9 protein-coding genes and 1 pseudogene are annotated in these 21,403 nt (G+C 41.5%); 4 read left to right on the top strand and 6 right to left on the bottom strand.

The window, feature by feature from the left end; genetic code table 11:
- Nucleotides 1-441: 441 nt before the first annotated feature.
- Nucleotides 442-3,000 (top strand): CHAT domain-containing protein, encoded by a 2,559-nt coding sequence (locus ACYRY3_RS42360; protein WP_460207842.1) that lies wholly within the window; start codon nucleotides 442-444, stop codon nucleotides 2,998-3,000.
- Between the two features lie 198 nt (nucleotides 3,001-3,198).
- Complete coding sequence (locus ACYRY3_RS42365; protein WP_460207843.1) at nucleotides 3,199-4,521, top strand: HEAT repeat domain-containing protein; 1,323 nt, start codon at nucleotides 3,199-3,201, stop codon at nucleotides 4,519-4,521.
- A gap of 272 nt (nucleotides 4,522-4,793) precedes the next feature.
- Here ACYRY3_RS42365 and ACYRY3_RS42370 read toward each other — a convergent pair whose 3' ends face one another.
- Nucleotides 4,794-5,735 carry a glycosyltransferase family 8 protein gene (locus ACYRY3_RS42370; RefSeq protein WP_460207844.1) on the bottom strand — a complete coding sequence of 314 codons (942 nt, stop codon included), beginning with the start codon at nucleotides 5,733-5,735 and terminating at the stop codon, nucleotides 4,794-4,796.
- A gap of 146 nt (nucleotides 5,736-5,881) precedes the next feature.
- Here ACYRY3_RS42370 and ACYRY3_RS42375 point away from each other — a divergent pair, with 146 nt between their 5' ends.
- Nucleotides 5,882-6,178, top strand: coding sequence for a hypothetical protein (locus ACYRY3_RS42375; protein ID WP_460207845.1), 297 nt, complete (start codon nucleotides 5,882-5,884; stop codon nucleotides 6,176-6,178).
- 247 nt (nucleotides 6,179-6,425) lie between these two features.
- On the opposite strand, the gene brxL is transcribed toward ACYRY3_RS42375, so the two are convergent.
- Entirely contained in the window at nucleotides 6,426-7,874 is a 1,449-nt protein-coding gene (gene brxL, locus ACYRY3_RS42380) for a BREX system Lon protease-like protein BrxL (protein ID WP_460207846.1), read from the bottom strand.
- A gap of 117 nt (nucleotides 7,875-7,991) precedes the next feature.
- Between brxL and ACYRY3_RS42385 the strand changes: the two are divergent.
- Nucleotides 7,992-8,105, top strand: a pseudogene (locus tag ACYRY3_RS42385) (DUF2887 domain-containing protein); the annotation flags it as partial.
- A gap of 231 nt (nucleotides 8,106-8,336) precedes the next feature.
- Here ACYRY3_RS42385 and mads6 read toward each other — a convergent pair.
- The 4 genes from mads6 to ACYRY3_RS42405 all read right to left on the bottom strand — a co-directional run bounded on the left by mads6 (nucleotide 8,337) and on the right by ACYRY3_RS42405 (nucleotide 21,156).
- On the bottom strand, nucleotides 8,337-12,896 hold the full coding sequence (mads6, locus tag ACYRY3_RS42390; protein WP_460207847.1) for a methylation-associated defense system protein kinase MAD6: 4,560 nt from the start codon (nucleotides 12,894-12,896) through the stop codon (nucleotides 8,337-8,339).
- 93 nt (nucleotides 12,897-12,989) lie between these two features.
- Nucleotides 12,990-18,383, bottom strand: a complete 5,394-nt coding sequence (locus ACYRY3_RS42395; protein ID WP_460207848.1) for a sbcc family protein — start codon at nucleotides 18,381-18,383, stop codon at nucleotides 12,990-12,992.
- Nucleotides 18,384-18,417: 34 nt separating this feature from the next.
- Nucleotides 18,418-18,846, bottom strand: a complete 429-nt coding sequence (locus ACYRY3_RS42400; RefSeq protein WP_460207849.1) for a hypothetical protein — start codon at nucleotides 18,844-18,846, stop codon at nucleotides 18,418-18,420.
- A 375-nt stretch (nucleotides 18,847-19,221) separates the two neighbouring features.
- Nucleotides 19,222-21,156 (bottom strand): protein kinase domain-containing protein, encoded by a 1,935-nt coding sequence (locus ACYRY3_RS42405; protein ID WP_460207850.1) that lies wholly within the window; start codon nucleotides 21,154-21,156, stop codon nucleotides 19,222-19,224.
- Nucleotides 21,157-21,403: the final 247 nt, after the last annotated feature.

The raw sequence follows: 21,403 nt of genomic DNA on the forward strand, positions 1-21,403 counted from the left end.
GTTCGTTGAGACTACCAAAACCTGTTAACTTTGTTTGTACCGATCTAGTTAAGTGAATGGATGCAGTACAGATGTAGAGGCCCAAAGTAACCGCCTACCTGGAATCGGATGATTGGTCAAAAATTTACCTTCCCTTACCCTTTTTCATCGATTTTGGTGTACAAATTTACATAAAAGCTACTTATAAGTCTTTAAAGATAAGAGAAAATTTGTAGGCTAAGGGAAAATAGTGAGAGGAAAAATATGGCAAGGAAAGGTTTTTTACTTTTTTGTCATTTACAATACATTTTGCGATTAAAATATCTGGTTAGAGCATTTCGTCCATTATTCAAACATCTAAGATACGTGTTGTATAAAAATTTATATCTGTTCTTACTAGCAATGATGGTTGCGTTTGTTTGCATAACTGCGTCACCTTTGTTGGTAAGAGCTTCCGTTGTGATGACTCACGTACAAAAGATAGATAATAAAAATAATACGCAAGAACTTGTACAACAAGGTAAAGAACTTTATAATTCCGGAGAGTTTTCTCTTGCAGTTGAAGTCTTGCAAAAAGCTGCTGCAGCCTTTAACGCCAATGGGAATATTTTGTGGGAAGCCCTGACGTTGAGCAATCTCTCTTTGGCTTACCAGCAACTGAGTTTGTGGAATCAAGCAGAAAAAGCGATTGGTAAGGCGATAGCTTTGCTTTACGACCAAAGTTTGAATTCGTCGCTAGATTTACACAATTCTCAAAAGCGTTCTCTCATCTTGGCACAAGCTCTAGATGTGCAAGGACAACTACAATTAGCACAGGGAAAAACAGATATAACGCTGGAAAGTTGGGAAAAGGCGGCTGATATTTATCGAAAAATAGGCGAAACAACAGCATTAATTCGCAACCGCATTAATTCTGCCCAAGCTTTGCAAGCTTTAGGAAATTACCGTCAAGCAAATAAGATATTAACTGGAGTATCGCAAGCTTTGGAAAATCAACCGGATTCACCCGTGAAAATTGCGGGGCTGCTCAGTCTTGGAAATGTCCTGCAAGTTGTGGGTGATTTAAAAGAATCTCAACAGGTGTTGGAGAAAAGTTTAGCACTTGCAAAAGCATCACAGTCAAATCAAGATACCAGTGAAATTCTACTCAGTTTGGGCAACACTGCCCGCGCCCAGAAAGAATTTGAAAAAGCTTTAGAGCTCTATCAGCAATCTGCGAGTCTATCTTCTGAGTCTATAACGCGCATTCAAGCTTATCTCAATCAGTTGAATTTACTGCTGAAAACCAAACGATTTTCTGATGCTTTGGTTTTGTCATCTCAAATCCAATCAGAGATTGGCAAGATGGAACCGAATCGCATGGCTGTTGAGACCAAAATTAACTTTGCCCAAAATTTAATAAAACTCTCCTCATCTTCCTCCTCCTCCCTTCTGCAAACAGCCGCCCAAATCTTAGCAGACGCCGTCCAAGAAGCACAAAGCTTGCAAGATCGACGAGTGGAATCTTATGCCCTTGGTACTTTTGGGGAGTTATACGAACAAAATCAGCAATTTGCAGAAGCCCAAAAGCTCACAGAGAAAGCTTTATTCATTGCTCAAAATATCAATGCAGCGGACATTGCTTATCAGTGGCAATGGCAAATGGGGCGTCTACGCAAACAGCAAGGAGATATAAAAGGAGCAACTGCTTTCTATTCTCTAGCATTCAAAACTCTTCAATCTCTGCGTCGCGATTTAGTTACTATTAATCCAGATATTCAGTTTTATTTTCGGGACAGCGTGGAACCTGTCTATCGAGAATTTGTTGCATTGCTTCTGGAAACAGGAGATGGGAAGAAGGGGAGAGGAGACAGAGTAGAGTTTCCCCGACCCCAATCCTCCATAAGTCAGGAAAATTTACGGCAAGCACGTTTTGTAATTGAGTCTTTACAACTGGCAGAACTAGACAACTTTTTTCGTTCGGCTTGTTTGGAACCCACGCAAGAACTTGACCCTGTGGTTGATAAAGAAGACCAACAAGCAGCTGTTCTCTATCCAATTATTTTGCCCGATCGCCTGGATGTTATTCTGAAGTTGCCAAATCTGGAGTTGCGTCACTACAGCACTTCGATGACTCAAAATAAGGTAAAAAGTATTGTAGAAGAGTTAAGGAAAAATTTGCGAGATGTGACTGAGACGGTTCGGGTTAAACAACTTTCTCAACAGCTATATGACTGGTTAATTCGACCTGCTGAAGCAGCATTGAGCGAGAGTGGGATTAAAACTTTAGTGTTTGTACTGGATGGGGAATTGCGGAACGTGCCAATGGCAGTTCTTTACGACCGACAACAAAAAAAATATCTGGTCGAGAAGTATGCAGTCGCGTTGACTCCTGGTTTGCAACTTCTCAAGCCCACACCCTTGCAAAAAGTCAAATTGAATGCTTTAACTGCTGGAGTGACGCAATCTCGTTCTATTGCAAACCGCACTTTTCCCAAGTTACAAAATGTACCACGAGAGTTAAAAGAAATTCAATCTGAGATTCCCAAGAGTGAAGAATTATTGGATGGGAAATTTACTGAAACAAATCTGCACAATCAACTGCAATCCGACCCCTATACAGTCATTCACCTAGCCACTCACGGTCAGTTTAGTTCCGATCCGGAAAAAACCTTTATTCTCACCTGGGATAAACTTCTTCAAGTTAAGGAGTTTGATAGGTTACTGCGACTGAGCGATCGCACTCAGCCTAGCACAATTGAATTACTTGTCCTCAGTGCCTGTAAAACTGCTGAAGGAGACAAGCAAGCCGCATTGGGATTGGCTGGGGTAGCAGTTCGGGCGGGTGTACGCAGTACGCTAGCAACACTGTGGTCGGTAGATGATGAATCTACTGCCAATTTGATGAGTGAGTTTTACCGAGAGTTAAAAATTGGAGTGAATAAAGCTGAAGCCCTCCAGCATGCTCAACTCGCTGTTATGGCGAAGGATAACAATCCGTTTTTTTGGGCACCTTTTGTACTGCTGGGGAATTGGCTTTAATACAGTTTTGCAAGTGTATGCAAACCATTGGTCAAGTAACGAGCTTCACCTTGGTTTCCTGGAAACTGGAGAAATGCTGCATCTTCCAATTTAGCGGGGGTACCCGAACTGCCAGGAACAAACAGTTGGCGGTGGCTGTTAAAAGAGGCTAACCATCAGGTAACATCGTAACAACAATGGTGGCAAAGCCGTTTCGTTGTGAATCTCCTGCCTAAAACCCAGGAGAACATCAATCCAATCTGTTATAGTGACGTAGTTCATATGCCCTTTGGAACCGATCCAGAAACAAATGATGCGGAAATCAAGAGACTCATTGCACTGCTGGGCAGCACTCAAGATGAGACCACCCGCATACTAGCGGCTGAGAGTTTGGGAGAAATTGCCACAGGCAATACAGAAGCAATCGCGGTGTTGATACAACTGCTTGATAGTACCCAAAATGAGGAAACCCGCTCGATAGCGGCTCGAAGTTTGGGGTATATCGCTTCTGGCAATACAGAAGCAATCGCGGCGTTGATAAAACTGCTCGGTAGCACTCAAAATGAGGGCACCCGATTACTAACGGCTCGAAGTTTGGGGTATATCGGCAGTGAGAATACAAAAGCAATCGCGGCGCTGATACAGTTACTTGGTAGCACTCACGACAAGCAAATTCGCTTGCAAGCAGTTGAGAGTTTGGGAGAAATTGCTCCTGGCAATACTTCAGCAATCGCGGCGCTGATACAGTTACTTGGTAGCACTCACGACAAGCAAATTCGCTTGAGCGCGGCTGAGAGCTTAGAGACAATCGGCACAAGCAATTCAGAAGCCATTAGGGGACTGATAGGACTGCTTGATAATACTCAAAATGAGCCCACGCGCTCGCAAGCAGCTGAGAGTTTGGGGTATATTGCCAATGGCAATGAAGATGCGATCGCCGCACTGATACAACTACTGAATAGTGCTCAAAATAATTCCATCAGCTCGATAGCGGCTCGAAGTTTGGGGTATATTGCTTCTGGCAATGCAGATGCGATCGCCGCACTGATACAATTACTGAGTAAAGCTCAAGATGAGACAACCCGCTCTATCGCAGCTGAGAGCTTGGGGTATATCGCCACAGACAATTCAGAAGCCATCGGAGTACTGATACAACTGCTCAGCCGCACTCAAGATGAGGAAACTCGCTTGCTTGCCGCTGAGAGCTTGGGGTATATTGCTTCTGGTAATCCGGAAGCCATCAGAGTACTGATACAACTGCTCGATAGCACTCGAGACAAGTACACCCGCAAGCAAGCGGCTCGAAGTTTGGAGAAAATCGGCACAGGCAATGCAGAAGCCATCACAGCGTTGATAGAACTGCTAAACAACAGTGATTCTTATGCTGTCCGCAGGCAAAGTGTCGAGATTTTGAAAAAAATTGGCATTGGTAACCTCAAGGCTATTGAGGAACTTAGAACACTTGGGCACACCACGGAATCAGCATATATACGCCACTTAACCACAGAGATTTTGGAAGACATCGACTCTGGTGGCGATTAAAACACACTCTTACCATAGCAGGAGACGCTACGCAATGCCTATCTGGTATGCTCATAGGCTTAGCGGTCAGTTGCCTAAGTTGGGAAACCTGCTTACGGCACTGGTCTCACCGCCCGCCTTTAAAGTACATTTTTAAAAGCGCGACAGCTTAAGTACGAATCTTGTCACGATTATTCATGGAGAAGTGCCAGAGGTGGAATGATATCATGTTCGCATAAAGACGCAAAGTTTTTTGATTGCTAATTAAGCGGATTTGACGAACACATCATTATTTAGAGTTTTGAGGTAGTTAATGATGTGACTTTCATAAATTTTCTCCAAAGTCGTCTCCAAAGAGTATCTCGCCATCCAGACCAATCTGTCATATCAAGATACTCAAAGAACAAATGTTTTTTAGGATGTTGACATTCTGCTTTTAATCCTGCATACCAGGGTTTGGGAGAATTGGTGAAGTGAATAACGCAAGGATGGTGAATCAATTCCTGATAAACATCCTTTGGAAAAGGGCTCTCTTTCCAGGAAGAATATTCATGTACTTTAGGCATTTGATTCCATTTGGGGTGAAGTTCTCCCCATTTACCTGCAAGAATTGCGTTTAGACCATCTTGGTCATTGCGTACATACTCTGTATTTTGTCTTATATATTCGATAACCTTATTGCCGATATCATCGGCTCGCCATTTGTCAAGATTAATGACTAAAAGCCCTGAATTAAAATATTTATCATCCGGACAGAGTCCCACCTCACGATAGTTTCTCAAACCATCAGACATTCCTATGTACAGTTCAACATCATCTTGAACTGCTAATGCATAGTTATCTCCCATGTCGATAGCCCATAACTCTGCCAAGTTTCCGGTGACTATCATGTCGGTATCTAAATAAATTGCCTTATGAAACTCTTTTGGCAAAAATTCGGTAATGAGCAACCGATAATAGCAAGTTAGTGTTAAATGTCTGGTCAATACCAATTTTTCAAAGAGCTTATTGTCTGGCTTTACCCATGAAATACTGACCCGTGCTTTGTCAAGTGATTTACAAATTCTAGCTTTGTTAGCTTTAGTAATACCTCCATCTAGGATATATAAGGCTATTTTCTGTTTGTTATTAAGATTTGCAACTGCTGAACGAACGGTGGTAGCGAGTGGCATTGCATAATTATTATCAGCAGCACACACAAGAACAATTGATTGAACATCCGAGTTAAGGAACATGAGTTTTACTCTGATAACTCATCATTAAATGATTTACAGAACAAGAACACTCATTTTATCTATCAACAGTAGGAAAGTAATTGTATTTTTTTGTAACGCTTAAATTTAATTAGCGACATTGCCGAAAAATTCAAAACAAGTAACTTTTGTCAATACTTATAAATATAGAAATTAAAACGAATTTCATCAATAGTGGGAATATTTGGGCAATGCATCCCGAATACACGGAAATGGCAAGCCGAATGAAACAGTTTAGCGAGAAAGTGAATGACTTGTTACCAGGACCAGAAGGTGTTGCCAAAGTCATTTACCGAGCCGCAATTGACCGCTCTCCAAGATTACGCTATTCACCTTACGGTGAAGCATTTCTGTTATTACACGCGCTGCTCCCAGATTTGATGTGGCGATCGCTGATTGAAATAATGATGTTGCGTAAACGCTAAAACTATATCGGGAAAGATTCATGAAAGCTTTTTTAACAGGTCAGGAACTCACGTTTAGCGATCGCAAAGCACGCTTAGAATTAGGTTATGCTCCGATAGAACTCGCAAAACGTTAATGCAAAGACGCGCTGTGGGTTAATGCAAAGACGCTTCAAACAGCGCGTCTCTACATTCTTTTCTTCGCGCTCTTTGCGTCTTTGCGGTTTATAATTTTTACCTATCAAATAGGATTTCTCACACTTTCATTTCACCTAACCTCAACGTAAATCTCTCGACCAAGCTGTCGAAATTCATCATCAAGATGATATTGTGAATCACGAATAGCTTGACGCAGTTGCAGGGCTGGTTTCAGGCAATCGCGATCGTAATCCATTAATGTTAATTCTAAATGAGGGTAGAGAATTTTTAAAAAACCAGAAGCTGATTTGAGAATAGCGTTTTGGTCTCGAACGGTGATATTTCTATCAAATTGAGTGTGTTCTTGAGCGTATAACAAGAACCGATTCTCATAGCGTAAGGAAAGTAAAACTTCACCAAAGAAATCCATTTTGAGACCAAACTGACACGCTGCCATTGCTTTCTTGAATTTGGGAATTTCCCACCCAGGAATAATGCCTGCAATCCGGTCAAGAAAAGCTGTTTCTGTAAAGAAATTAGGGAGATTGGCAATTAAGTTCTCCTCGTTACGGGGACGGAAATTCTCGTCTAATTCTATGTTGCCTAACATCACCAACCCGCAGTCGCTGGCAACATCTGCAAAGCCAGAACGATTGTAGCGCCCGCTAGCAAGGTAGGTTTTTAGGGTTCCGATAACCTCATCGGGATTATCAAATGTTAAACTCTGAATTTCATCTAGAACCACAACGTCATGACGCCCTAGCAAGCCGATTTCTTTTGTTTTGCCATTAATAAATAGCTGGGCTGGGGTGACTTTACCACCACTGATTAAAGACACTTTACTGCTGACATTTTCATAGAAAAAGCTTTTTCCAGTTCCTTTCGGTGCTAGTTCCATGATATGATAATTAGGCTCTACTAATGGCAGTAACCTTGAGAGTATCCAGGTTTTTGCGTCTTGGTTGTAATCGTCGTGTTGGGGATTAAAGCCCATTGAACAAAACAGCAAGTCTTTCCACTCTTGGAAACTAAATTTTTTCCGACAATTCGCATAGGCTTCTAGGTTGACTTGAGAACATTGGAAGGGTTCAAAACCCATCACATCTACTTTGCCTTCTGGAAGCATACCGAGGGTGATTTTTCCCCAAACTCCCTGTCGGAGAAGCATTTTATATCGTTCTATAATTTCTGTAGAGATTCTGCATTCAGTTAAATTTAAGGCGGGAATTTGGGCGGAGGGTTCGGGGATAATGCGTCCGTTGGGTTCTAGTTTGATTCGGACTTGTAGGAGGGCAATAAGTTTTTTGACTTCTCCCTGTGTCAAATCAAATATAATTTCGTTACGGTCATCTTTCCGGGGAAAGGCTTTTTTGACAAAGCTATTAACTTGTTCGGATTCTGTGGCTGTTAGGGTTCCTATTCCGGGTACAATTTTGTCTAGCAACCATTCGGCGACAAAGCTGGGTACACCTATATCGGTGAGTCTACTCGATGGCAGTCGGGTTTTGTCAATACAAAGATTTCCGAAGACATCGCGCACTAATTCGTTGTTATAGAGGATGGTTTCACAAGAATTCATTAATGAATACAGTAGTGTTAACGTTTACCATTTTGACAATATTAACTCTATTCTGATAAAGTGTCAGTTCAACGAGCAAGTCAATAGCATACAACGAGAGAACTAAAGGGTGTTTTGGTGAAACGAGACTCCATTGATTACCAGATTTTTAAGCGCTTTCCTAGATTACTTTTTGAACTGCTTGACAATCCTCCTGAACAAGCGCAAAATTACCGATTTGAGTCGGTTGAGGGCAGAGGGGGCGGAGATTCAACAGTATATGAATGAGTGGGATGCTGCTACTTATACCAGTGCTGCCCAGAGTATTCTAGACCATGCTTCTAGCACTAATCGTTGTGTGGGGTATTCTCCAAATTGCTTAATTTTATTGTTCTTCAAAACACGGAATGTTTCACTGAGGAAGTCTTCACCGTATACATCAGCAGGGTCTAAAATAGATTGTAATTCATCACGGGGATGGTTTCACAAGAATTCATTGATATCAAACCCTTCGCTAATAAACATTTGAGTGATAGTTATTTGAGAATCAGGTGTCAGGTTTGCACTGTTGATTTCATAAAGAGCAAACTTAAAGGTAAGTTCTCCTGATAGCGATAGGTGATGGCTTTCATGGGTTAGGGACAATTCTGGGGTTTTGGGTATTGTGAGTTGGAAGGTGACTCGTTGATTGGCTGGAATTGTTTTTTCTATGGGTTTTTTCGTATCAAATGAGGGCAGTTCTTTAATATATAGATATAGGTCTGTCAGCGGTACGGAGTTGGGATTATCAATGGTAATCTCTATTTTTCCAGGTTTTCCCGCTTCCCCTTCCCCATGACAGGAAATAATCACGGGACTGCGTTGAACGGTTTTTTTCAGCACCGAGAAACCAACAACAACTTCTTCGGGGAAAAGCCCTCCGTGAGAACCCAGGATTTTTTTGTCGGAGTTATAACTAAAGGAACTGATACTGGCAGAACTTCGCACTATACTGATATCGTAGGGTAAGCCGTAGCGATCGCTCTCCAACACAACAAAGCGGGGGTCAGTGGTTTTGCCAATTGCGATTCTGCCTTGAGGTTGCAATTCTGGGGGACAGTTGATTTTTTCCGATATTCCTAAAATCTGACCGTGGTCGCTAGCGATAGCCACTCGAAGTTCTTCTGGGTTGGGGTATTCTTCCACAAAAGATATGATTTCCCTGGCTATAAGTTCTAGGGTGTAGGGACGCTTGATATTATAAAGATGCTGCCAATCCGTGCTGTTGTGATGCAGTTCATCAAACTGGGTAGTGTCCCAACAATAGAGTTGGTGTTTTCTTTTTTTTAAATCTTTGCGTAACTTGGCAATGCGGCTGTCTGTGTAGTGTTCCCCCAAGCCGATTTTTGCAAAAGCTTTTTTGATACTGTCTTTTTCCCAAGCAGAACTATTGGGCAAAAGTTGAGAGTACAAACTTCCCTTAGCATATTCTGTCTTGGTTGGCAAGATACTGAACCGGGGTTCCATGTCCTTTTCCACAGCCAGTTGGTGATTTTGGCTGAGGATAGATAAAAGTTCCATGTGGTCCAACCATCCCAAACCATCAACCACAACCCAAAGCACGGGACTCGACTGGCAAAGATTTCGGACTCGGGATGCAACGCTGTAGTTGAGATAAGAATTTTCAACCGAGTCTACCTTCATCTGGGGATAATGCTGTAACATCCATTCTACAAAGCTATCTGCCAAGCGAGCACTCGTTTTGGATTCCAGAGGCTGGTAGATGACTTCCCAACGACGGAAGGGAAGATAGCTTTGGGTCACCCAGGTGAGTGCTTGGCTGGGGGTAGCATCCAGAGGTAAAAGTTCCGGTTGGGGTGGAGATTGGAGGTCTTGGAGTTCTTGCTTCTGCTGGTAGCTAAGATAAACAGCAACGTCTGTTTCTTTAACCCTATCGATCCAGTTAGGACGCTGCTTGGTAACTTTGAGGGCTATATTTGCAATACGTTCCTTACCTGCTTGGTGTGGGGGAAGCCTCTTGAGAATTTCGCCCTGGGTGAGGTACAGCTGCTGTTCCCAGTATCCGTCAAACTCTTGTGAGAGGAAATCGGGAATTTCCAGAGGATACTTCTCAAGTTGGGTTAGGGCTGGTTTGGCAATACCAAGCCAGCAACGCAGAAGTTGTAACTTATCTTCTGTTAAGTAATAAGTTGCCAAGTCATGGTTTTGGAACTTTTGCTGCCAAACTTTCTCTAAAGGTCTGCATTCTTCCGGGACTTGAACTGTCAGCCATGTGGCAAGATGGGTTATGGAAGGTTCCCCAAGCCAGATTTCCTCATCACTACCCGTAATATCTGCAAGTAGGTAAGCAATAGGATTTTCTTGAGGATAGGAGTCAAGCCTGGTGACAAGAGTTAGTATCTGTTTGTCAGTCCACTCCTGAGGTAAAGGTACGGGGTAAAACAGGTCTTGCAAACGCAGCCTGGGGTTTGGCTTAATTTCCGCGATCGCATCCATTTTATCCCAGACCCGCAACCATTCCGTTGCCCAATCGCACAAACGCTTACCCTTTACCCAACAGGGAGAAGCAGTCACGCCAAAAAACCGCATCCACTCCACCTCAGTTGTGACATGGGTGTAACCGGGCGGAATCTCATACAATCCCGTAGGGTCAAGCACTATTGGCTTATCAATGTTAACCTCGTGCTTAATAGGAAAAACCTCAAACAAAGAAACACCCTTCTCCCCACTTTTTTCCAACCCCTCTGCGTCTGGTGCCTTCATTATCTCACCATCAGACTTTCGCAAAAAACGAAGATTACCTATACCTTCCAGGAATTCTGCCGCTGAAGAAAAACGCTGGGTTCTTTTAGGTGCGATCGCTCTCTTCAGCAATTCTACCAACTCCTCATCCAAATTTTCACAACCTTCCACCTTGCGAGGGTCGCGTGGTAACTTCCCCCGAGGAGGTTGGGGTTCATCAAAAGGGTAATTACCCGTCACGCATTCATAGAAAACAATACCCAAAGCATATAAATCCCGGTCTATTTTCTCTTCCAGAGTTAAATTCGGGGTCAATTTGCAGTCAGGAGGTAAGTAGCGGCGAGTTCCAGCCGTGACAGTCATCTCATCGCCATCAGACACCGCCACATTAAAATCAATAATTCGCACACCCGTGTCGGTCACCAACAGATTGGAAGGTTTAATATCTTGATGGCAAACCTTGTGCTTGTGCAAGTGAGATAAACCAATGGCAGTTTGTGCGACAATCTCAACAGCTTTTTCTAAAGAGATGGCTTTGGATTCGATAAGGTGTTGCACATCTTGACCTTGGATATACTCAAAAACAATAAAAGGAGTATCATCCTTCAATTGACCAGCCCAAATCACCTCAACAATATGGGGATGTTTGGGAACCTTGTGCAAAGTTTTATATTCCTGTTGTAACCTCTCGTAGACCGAACACCTATCCTTGGTTACCAATTTCAAAACCCGTTCAACTTCCCCTAAAGTATCCAACACCTGATAAGCAACACCAAAGCTACCCGGACGACCCAAGCGTTTGATAATTCGGTAACGGCGATCGATAATTGTATCCGGGGGAAGGTTGGTGATATCAAGCCCATCCAAGGAAGATTCTTCCACAGGAGAAGAGGAATTAGGGCTTGACACCAAAGAAGAAAATTCCTGCAGTGCGACACCAGCATCAGGAAAGCGGTCTTGAGGTGCAAAAGCACAAAGCTTCTGCAACCATACATCCCAAACCGGGGAGAGTTCGGAATTGCATTCCGAGGGCTTGACTGGAAATCGAGCATTTGATTCGCAGATTTGATTCGCATCTTCAAAAGGTGTAACCCCCGTTAGCAAAGTGTAGAAAACCAGCCCAGCAGAGAAAAGGTCAGATTGAATGCTAGCTTGGGAAGGGTTATTTTGACATTCTACAGCTTGGTAAACAGCATACTCAGCCAAGTCTTCCGCAATCTCATCAGCAATAGTACTGGTGCGATTGGGAACACGAGCATAATCAAAACCCGTAAGACTTGCTTGTCCGTCAGCAGAAATTAAAATACTGTCAGGAGTTATATTGCGGTGAATCACTCCGTGTTTGTGGACGTGTTCCAAAGCAAGGAGGACATCTCGGATAATAGAAAACTTCTGTTCTAAATTCAAATTGTGCTTTTTAAGATGTTGGCTGAGAACTTGTCCCGGTACATCATCAATCACCAACACAATACAATCATCGGTCTGACTCGGAAAACAATCTCGTACTGGTAAGATATTGGCATGGCGCGGAATTTTGACAACAGCCAGAAAAGCATTGCGTATGAGCTTTTGCTGTGCATCTCTTTCAAGGGGTTCTAGCAAGGGGTCAACTTTGTAAACTCGCAAGCGTACAGTACAGTCAGCAGAACCCATCATTTGGTTTATGGCACGATATTCAGTATAGCGATCGCTGCCCCCCAATTTCTCCTCAACTTGCCAATGCAAATAACGACGAGGGGAACTTTTTGGCTGCGATTTCCCACGAATCGCTTGTTCCACATATCTAATGTAGGGCTTAATCATCCTCAGGCGCTGGGACGGAATATGAGCATCACTTTGAAAGTAGTCAAGACAGCGTTTATCGAGATAAGTCACATAGTCGCCATCTTTATCACCATTATCGATAACTTGCACCTCATCAGAAGTCATCAATACAGTCGCTTGGATGTGAATCCTACTCAAATCCTGCTGCAATGCACGGTTGGTGTCACAAATCGTGCTGCTGATAACTTTAGCGTGTTTTCTTAATTTCTTGAGAGGTGATGGGTAGGGCTGGTAATTCTCCGGATACCAACTAGGGTAATAAATTTCAATGCGCCCGCGCCAGTTCTTAATATCAACCACATAAACACAATGGGGTGCCAATATAATCAAATCAATCTCAAAAATTTCCAAACCCTGTTTAATTTCCAAGTTGGCAAAAATTTTGTAAGAATTAGGCAAATGACCCCGCAGGTAATTAATTGCCATCCGTTCCGATTCATTTTCCGGTTCACCAAAGGGAAAGTATTCAGCTGGCATTAAAATTTCTCCTTTGCATTTGTTAACTCAGCATCAAACCACAAAAAACTCTCTTTTTTCTCTCTTCCTTTGCGTCCTTGGCGTCTTGGCGGTTCATTCATTTAAACGTCCTACTAACTTCTTCAGCAAACCTTCTTGTTTCTTACGCGGAAGTCTTTCAAATAAAGTGATAATTTGACTTTCCGTATCCTGATTTTGCATTTCTATACAGAAATTGACCATCCGTTCTAGGATTTGCTTTTGTTCTGGTTCCAAGATACCTTCGTGTTGACGTTTCTGCTGGCGAATTTGTTTGTGCAATTCATTAACAGAAGTTAGTTTTTTTGATGCATCGGTATACTTCTCCAAGCGAGTAAACTGGGTTTCTAGATTCGCCAACCATATTTTTGCAGCCTCTTTTTGCTGGTTTTCTATCTGCTGCTGAGTACGATTTAGGTTAGCTAGCATGGAATCAAGTACTGTTTGCACTGTGGGCGTGATGTTTTCCCTATCCTGTCGCCACTGCTGCAATCTTTCTCTTTCTGCTTGACAAGCTGCAACAGTATCCAGTTTTTGAATGGCTGAGATTTGCAGAAGGTTGATAAGTAAGTTAACATCCGAACAAATGCCTTGGTAGCGCTGTTCTTCTTGAGATTCCCGGTAGTCTGCTAATTTGCTGGTGAGTTCTCCCTGTAGTTTTTGAGCTTCTGTTAAAGTTTTGATGGTGGTTAATTTTCTGTGGAGTTCATCCAGTTGTTCTATGTAGCCCTGCTTTCTTTCCAGAAGCTGCTCTTGCCATTGTTGAAGTTTGGGTCGAAAACGTTCTATATTATGTAAGTTGACCTGAACGCTTGCTAGTGTTTCTAAAGTGCGATCGCAAGCTGCAATAGATTGGCTTTGTTGGTACAGGTTTTCCCAATGGCGAAGCTGTTCTATATCTTCTGAAACTAAATTGATTGCGGTTTGCAGTTGTTGATAATTAGCGTATTCTGTAGATTCTTTAAAGACAAAATCCAGCTTGGCATACTCCTCACGCAGCTTATTTATTTGTTGTGTTGTTGCTACTTGAGACAAGCGATCGCGCAAATTTTGGAGATAATTCTTGTATTCTATCACTTTATCTCCAAATTGCTTGAGGAGTTGATTAATTTCCCGAGTAAATTCCTCGGGATAGTTCAAGTTATTTTGTAAACTTGTAATAGCCTCAATAGATTCCTCACAAACATGAATTGTATTTGCCTTGGTGATGGTATACTGGCGAATAGACTCCATCGTTTTTCTATCTTGCCGTTTTTGCTGAAACTCCTCATACTGGCGTTCTAGATTTTTAGATGCCTCTGCCAATTTATTTTCAAATCCATCAAACTGCCCATTTTCCAAGATGATATTTCGTGCTTGTCGAAGTAAATCTTTTAAATCATTGTAATTTGATTCTTGATGAATTTGCTGTTGGCAATTTTCAAAAATCTGAGAGATATTCTGAGAAATCACTCTATATCCCTCAGACTTGAATTGCTCAAGTGCTTGCTGTTCTTCTAAAGAGACAGACGCAGTCAGAGATGATAAACTCAATAGAGTTAATTCCTGGTATGCTTTAAAAGCACCAGACAAATTTTGGCTGTTTGTAATAGCTTGTACATATTGCCTTCCATCCTCAAGGAGATTGTGAATTTCCTCTGCTTCTTGTTCTTCACTTTGCCGTTGCAGAACAATACGATTGAGACGTTCTAAAAGAGCAGTTAATCTTTGACGACTTTCATCATTAAAGCGGTTTAATTGACGATTAATACTCTGGCTTAGTTGTATAGCTTCAAGACGTGACAAACTTGGTGTAAATTGATTTTCCCAAGCAGCAACTTGTTCGAGAAGCTCATTTTGTTTGTCTTCCAAAGATTGGATAATATTTCTGTATGTACTTGTTTCTCTAACAGATGGAACGCCAATAACTAAACTTTCAATTTGATTTTGTATATCAACATACTCATTTTGAGTAGCTAAAGTACTTAAGCTGTTGTAGAGACTTCTTATTCTCTCCAGACAATTGTCTACTTGCGTTTGCTCTTCGATTTCTGCTAACCTAATATTAGAAGCTTGGATGGCACTTTGTAAAGTTTCTAAAAACCGAGATGGCAAGCTAGAAACTAATCTAATTTGCTCCACCAATCTTTGGAGATTAGCTTTATAAGCACCACAATTAGCTTGCGTACTTAAGGATTTAGAACGGGCTTTTTCCGCTTCCAGAAATTGTCCTATGGTCTCAATAACCCCTTGCATGATTTCCGCACGCTTTGTTGTTTGTTGTGATGTAGGATTGATAGATAAGCCATCCTCAACAATCTTCAGTAATGGTTCTTGCAATGCAGAACAAATCGGGAACAAAGCCTCAATATCTGCTTGTGTAGGAATATTTTTTGATTGAAGTAATTTCTCCGCTTGTAAGACAGGTTCCATCACTTCATTGAGTCTCTTTACTCCCTTTTTCAATTTTTCTTGCGTACTTTTCAGTTCGGTAACTTTTGCAGAATCTGATGGGTTGGAGAGGTAGTTTTCAATATCTTGAATAAATTGCTCTGCTTGTTCCCAAGTCATGGAGTTGGGTACCTCCGGGCAAGCAACGGGCTGGCGACGAATTAAAAAAGTTCTGCCATTTTTAATCCAGATATTGACAAAATCTTTGGGCTTATTAAAAACATTTGTTGAAGCCCAATTGTGAACGGGTTCCGTCAGTATCGAAACCAAATCTGTTTTTTTCTGAGGAATACGAATGCCACCTTGAAGGGAGACTTCTGCACGGTGATATGCCAGCCAAGCAGCAAATAGAATTGTAAAGGTATATTCGTTATGTCCGTAAGGTGGACGTGAGAGAGTATCCCAAATTTTGACAATCTCAACAATATTTTCTGTTTTGTCCCTTAAGTCTGTCATTTCGGAAATTTTGTCCCAAGCAGCCCTGATATTGGGATGAGATGGAACGACGACAGAATACTTTTGAGAAGTTGCTTTTAAGAGTCGCCAAGAATTCACAAAAACAGGATTGACGACATTTTCGTAACTCTTTTTAGGGAAGGCTTGAGGACGCAAGTCATTTTCTAGCAGGCGTTTGGATACAAAGCCAATGACTTCAGATCCAACGGAACTTTTCAACGCCATTTTTTCTATCTTCTCGACAGGGGGAACATAGGTATACTGTTCCTGAAATATGGCACTGACAATGGAAGGGAGACGATTGCGATCGCTTGTTGGAATTCTCTCCTGAATATAACAGTGATAGGTACAAGACTGGAATAACTCTGAGGTGATATCTTGAATCTGCTTTTGGTATTGCTGCTTGAGTTGAGACAGTGCAGCCCCAAACTCCTGAACCGATTTTCTCTCCATTAGCAACTCTTCCAGCAGCAGTCGCCCCAGTCTCCCTATAGGTTGAGAGGTGATTGCAACAACAAATTGACCTTTTATCGGAGAAGCTTCTAACAATTGAGACACTTCATTTCTCAGGGCTAGCAACTCCTCACTAGTTTCACCAATCACATAAGCGACAATACCAGATGCATCTGTAGTTTTAGTTTGTCGGCTGGACAAGGCTTGTTTTAATTTGGCAATAGTAAAAACTTTATTCTGGAAGCGCCAATCTTCACTGCACAAGCGATTCAACTCAATAAACTGAGTGGGTGTGGTGTCGCTACCAAGATACTGGTTGATATATGATTGGCAGTGGCTTTCTACCCGTTCAATCGTAGCCACCTTATTACCCGTTTCTTCTTTAATGCGCCTTCTTAACTCATCAATGCCAAATCCACCGGAATAAAAACGATAGCTATTTTCCGCTTGATTCAGATAAATCACTTCTCGTGTTTGACAAAGCTTATCCAATGCAGCCCTAACTTTTGCAACAGATAAACCCGTTAGTAGGTTTAAAATATCTTCGTGTTTTTCCCGATCCGATTTGGTTAGCTTACCACTACTGGCATAGAATAGCAGCAAAGCCTTTAAGACCGGCATTTCATTGGGGTCGGCATCAGCAGACGCTTTCACTTTAGAAGCGGAGTGACTGTAATCAGAAAACAGTGTAGAGTATTCCGGGCTAGCATCAGGATTGGCAAAATTACTTTCAAAAGCATCGACCAAAGCCACAGGATAGATAAGATTGAGACTGCCGTCTTTTTCTACAGATTGTTCTTGAATAAACTTTTTCACATCTTCTTGAACAAACTGGATAGCAGTACGCCCCTGAGTAAAATCTAAGTTACAAAGCAAATAAGATGTGAGGGGATGCAGTGGGTAGCAACCTAAAGTTAAATCGCGGAAAAATTGTTGAGATGTCCAGTTCCGGTTTTGGTAGTGGTTACCAGTACGGTTTTGGAATATTTTGGTATTGATATCACTTAATGTATCGCGCCATCTACGAAGAAACTCCTGCCAAGCTGCTGTTTTGTCTTGCTGAGTGAGTAAACCTCCTAACACCAATTCCAGACTAGCTGCAGGTTCGTAAGTAGTGGGAAGCAGTTCCAGTCGGGAAACCAATCTATTGTAATCTTCAGCGTTTTTTGGTGGCAGAACTCTTCCCGGTCTTCTCTGGGTGAGACTGAGGATAGCAATTTTCCCTTTGAATTGTTCACAGATATTCGTGATATTTTGCAGCGTAGTACCACCAGCCCGAACTGGGTCATTTGACCACTTTTGCAGATAGTTATAAAGTTCATCAAATAAAATTAAAATTCCTTGGAAGCGGTGATTTGCCCCCGTACACAAGCGATTGATTAAATCTGACAGGATAGCTTCTATATCAACATTTGTCTCAAAATCTAGTGGAAAACCCGTCCGCGTTAGTCTGCGGCTAATATCTCTCACCCGAGGAATCACCTGATAGTTATCTTCCTTAAGAACCTGAACAATCGTATTGAGGTCTCCCTCTGGGTTGTCTAATTCTGAGAGGTATTCCTCTGCTTCTCGACGTTGTTCAGCAGTTAAATTTTCCAGATATTCAAGAGGTGCCTGACAAATTTGCTGACCTAAAGAATTGGTTATTCCCTCTGCTTCTAGAGTTTTTTTCAAAGCTTGTAGGAAGTGCTTTTGCAAGTCTATAGGTTTGTCACCACTGAGGCAAATTACCAGATTTCTGCACCGTTGTTTGTATTGTTTCAAATCTTCTAAAATGGGACTGCTGGGAGAAGTGGCGTATTCAATCTGCTTCAAAATACCCTGCACTTCTTCACTGTCATAGGGTTTTTGGAAAAAGTTAGCAATGGCTAGGGCAAAATGGGATTTTCCTTTACCATAATCCTGTACCATTAAATGAACATTTGGCTCACTGGGGCTGTGAAAGCTGTTTCGTAAAGCCCTCAACACACCAACCGTAGAAGAATTGATTTTTTTGGGGTCGGATTCATAGTTGAACACAAAACCCTGACACAGGCGCAAATTTTTCTCATCGTCATCCATCAAATCGAAAGTGACAGCATTTGCGACAAGGGCGGCTTCATTGATTCTAACGAGTTGGTTGAGGAGCATAGAAAATGGGGACTAGGGGACAGGGAATAGTATCTTAAATTCGCAGAATACGACTATCATCCCAGTTAGGAGGAGTTAATTTACTGGGTAGTATAAGCCAAAGAATGCTTTGTAGGTGCCTGGTGTAGAAAAGGTTTTGCCAGAATAGGGTGATTGGGCTGTCTGGTTGCACGCGCAGATACGCAATCAAACAATCCAGGTCTTTAAGAAGCACTACGGGATTGCGAGTGGTACTACACATGGCTTTTATGGCATCCAGTTCTCTTTCCAGCCAAAGATGCAAAGTCAGAAAAGGGTTACTAGTATCAATACGGTCAAGTAGATGGGTGCGGTAACTAATTAACTCAGCATTTTCACGGTAAGCCAATCCTCTGAGTTCTTGGTCGTCAGGGGTATCCCATATGAGTAAGTGAGGGCGATCGCGCCTTTGTGCCTCCCGCAATTTTAAATCTTCAATTGGCATAAGCTTTTTCCAATAACCATAAAAGGTCAAACCAACTGTGAGATACAAAACCCCAGAGGTGCAGAGTACACAGAGAGAGTGGGAATCGAGGCATGAATATACAAATACTGCTAGTAGTGTATAAATTATATCTTAAAAAAGAAATATTTCCAACGAAGCAACTACTGGTCTATCGCAAAAGTTTTGATAGGTTCGTAGTTGCGCTATGGCTAACGCCATGCTATCGCGAACAGCGCTATTACAACTCAGACCAACCCCCCAAAATTAATGGGACAGACCACTAGCGCTTACAAGCACAAGTAAAAAATGAAAGAAACACAATACTCTTCCCTTCTGCCCTCAGCCATCTGCCTTTCTTCCGGTAAAAAGGAAAAATTAATATTTTGATTTCATATATTCAACTCCCGGTGCCAAAACTTTTTGCCAAGCTTTCCCAATCAGTTCTTGATAATCCTCATTTTCCTGACACTTAGGGTCGAATTCAATAACTGTGTTAATTAAAGCATTGATAAAGTCTGTATATAAATTTTTGGGAATATCATGCTTGGTATGACTGTGCATTTCAGCAATCCGGCTTAAAACATTGGGTTCTTCTTGCTCGTTCTCCTGGGGTAATCGCTCATTAAGTTCATAATAAGCAAATAATAAAACGATAGCTTCTTTCAGTTGCTGATGTTGATGCTTCCAACGCCCTTCTGCCTCAAGAGAAAGAAATTTTTGTGCAGCATGAGGACAAAATTGTGTCAAGAATTTATGATAGAAAGTTTTGAAAAACTTATTATCAAAATCTGAATCACTTGTACACCTTGCATAACTTTCCTTTGCTGTGTTTAGATAAAAACTGACTCCACGAATGATATCTAGCGCTTGCTGAAGTGTTTCATAACGATTTGCTGGATCGCAAGATGTCATCTTAAGAATGACTTTCTCAAAGATAGTAGGGCAACCATGACATTTATCTGTTATTGATATTAGAGACTTAAATGCTTTATCACCATTTTTCTTTAAGCCTTTAATATCCTTAAGGGTAGGTGGCAATTGACCTGTGAGAAGTTCATATGCTAAAAGACCCAAACTATATTGGTCGGAGCGATCGGGTGTGCAAAAATCAATTGCTACTTTACTAAAATTTTCAGGAAGTAAGTACGCTAAATCTTCTAAAATTGCTTGCTTTCCACAAATTTTTGACTTCCGTTCAAGTTCTTCTAAAAGTCTGTTAGGAGAAAAATCTTTACACAAGTCTAAGGGTGAGATAAAAGGCTCATATTCATTATCATTATAAATAAGCATAATATTTGATGGCTTGATATTACCATAAATATTTTTGAGTTCCCTAGCTCGAACAAGTGCATCTCCAATCTTTAAAATGAGTTGACTGACAACATTAAATGGTAATTTACCATGACGTGTTAATGTTTGACGGATAGTTTCTCCATCAACAAATTGTAATATGCAATAATGAGGGTTTCTGTCTAAATAAGCATCATAAATAGTAATAAAATTTGCTTCATCTGAAATCTTAACTGCCTTTTTTAGGCTTTCATCAAAATCGGGTTCTAAATCTTCACGGTTTAAGACTTTGATAGCTACATCACGTTCTAACGTGCGATCGCGTGCTTTATAAACTGGAGCAACATTACTGGGAATGATTGTTTCTAATATTTCATATCTGGGGTCTATCAGTTTATCTATTTCAAGTAATAACGATTCTTCCAATATATTTTTATCAATTATTGCAGGATTGATTTTCAATACGGGAACTTCGTTCTCTTGAAAACCAATGAGCCGATTGCAGGCTAAATTAAAGGCAGATTTTATATTTTCTCCATCTCCTAAAGCGCTATAAAATATTGTCGAAAAATCAATAGCTGCTTTATCTCCAATAGGCTGATTCATACCAATCACATAATTCACGTATTGGCTGATAGCGTTGGCTTGCACTTCTGAGTAGCAAGCATTTAAGACTACACACTCCACACCCTTAAGGGCGAATTCTTTGAACAAACCAGCAAGCTCATCTGCTGACAAATATGCTGGTTGTCCCGTCTTATCTTGCAACACGATCCCATTTTCCCCAGCTCCATGTCCGCAGAAGTGAACAATTTGGGGTTCATAATCTAGAAGGGCTTGGTAAAAATCTGCTATCTCCACAGCCAATGTCATTTCCACCTTAAAGCGATCGCGCTCATTTGCACGCCGCAATACTTCCCTAATTTCCCTGACTTCTTCATTCAAGCCTTCTAGCCAAGATGTACCTTCTGGATTAGAAGATAATATTAAAATTGTTTTAACAGCTACGTTATTTGCCATAGAAATACAATCTTAAAAGAATTTTTATAAAAAACTTTATTTGAGCTTAAACAATCACTACAAGTACTGACGGTATTTTTTCCGGTATGTTGCAAAAATTTATTACAAGATGTGGGGCGATCGCCGCCCGTCGGACGCTCTCAAGAAACACTCTTGAGGGAAGGAGCGAGGGAGTGAGGGAGTGACGGAAGTGTTTGTTTCATTCGTAGCGGGTGGTGCGCCGCCAGTTGAACTGCTCCTAGAGAAG

The organism is Scytonema sp. NUACC21 (assembly GCF_054684315.1).

Bases quoted from the DNA above. Each gene is read 5' to 3' on its own strand.
- ACYRY3_RS42360 (WP_460207842.1), top strand. From the start codon at position 442: ATGACTCACGTACAAAAGATAGATAATAAAAATAATACGCAAGAACTT.
- ACYRY3_RS42370 (WP_460207844.1), bottom strand. From the start codon at position 5,735: ATGTTCCTTAACTCGGATGTTCAATCAATTGTTCTTGTGTGTGCTGCT.
- brxL (WP_460207846.1), bottom strand. From the start codon at position 7,874: ATGAATTCTTGTGAAACCATCCTCTATAACAACGAATTAGTGCGCGAT.
- mads6 (WP_460207847.1), bottom strand. From the start codon at position 12,896: ATGCCAGCTGAATACTTTCCCTTTGGTGAACCGGAAAATGAATCGGAA.
- ACYRY3_RS42395 (WP_460207848.1), bottom strand. From the start codon at position 18,383: ATGCTCCTCAACCAACTCGTTAGAATCAATGAAGCCGCCCTTGTCGCA.
- ACYRY3_RS42400 (WP_460207849.1), bottom strand. From the start codon at position 18,846: ATGCCAATTGAAGATTTAAAATTGCGGGAGGCACAAAGGCGCGATCGC.
- ACYRY3_RS42405 (WP_460207850.1), bottom strand. From the start codon at position 21,156: ATGGCAAATAACGTAGCTGTTAAAACAATTTTAATATTATCTTCTAAT.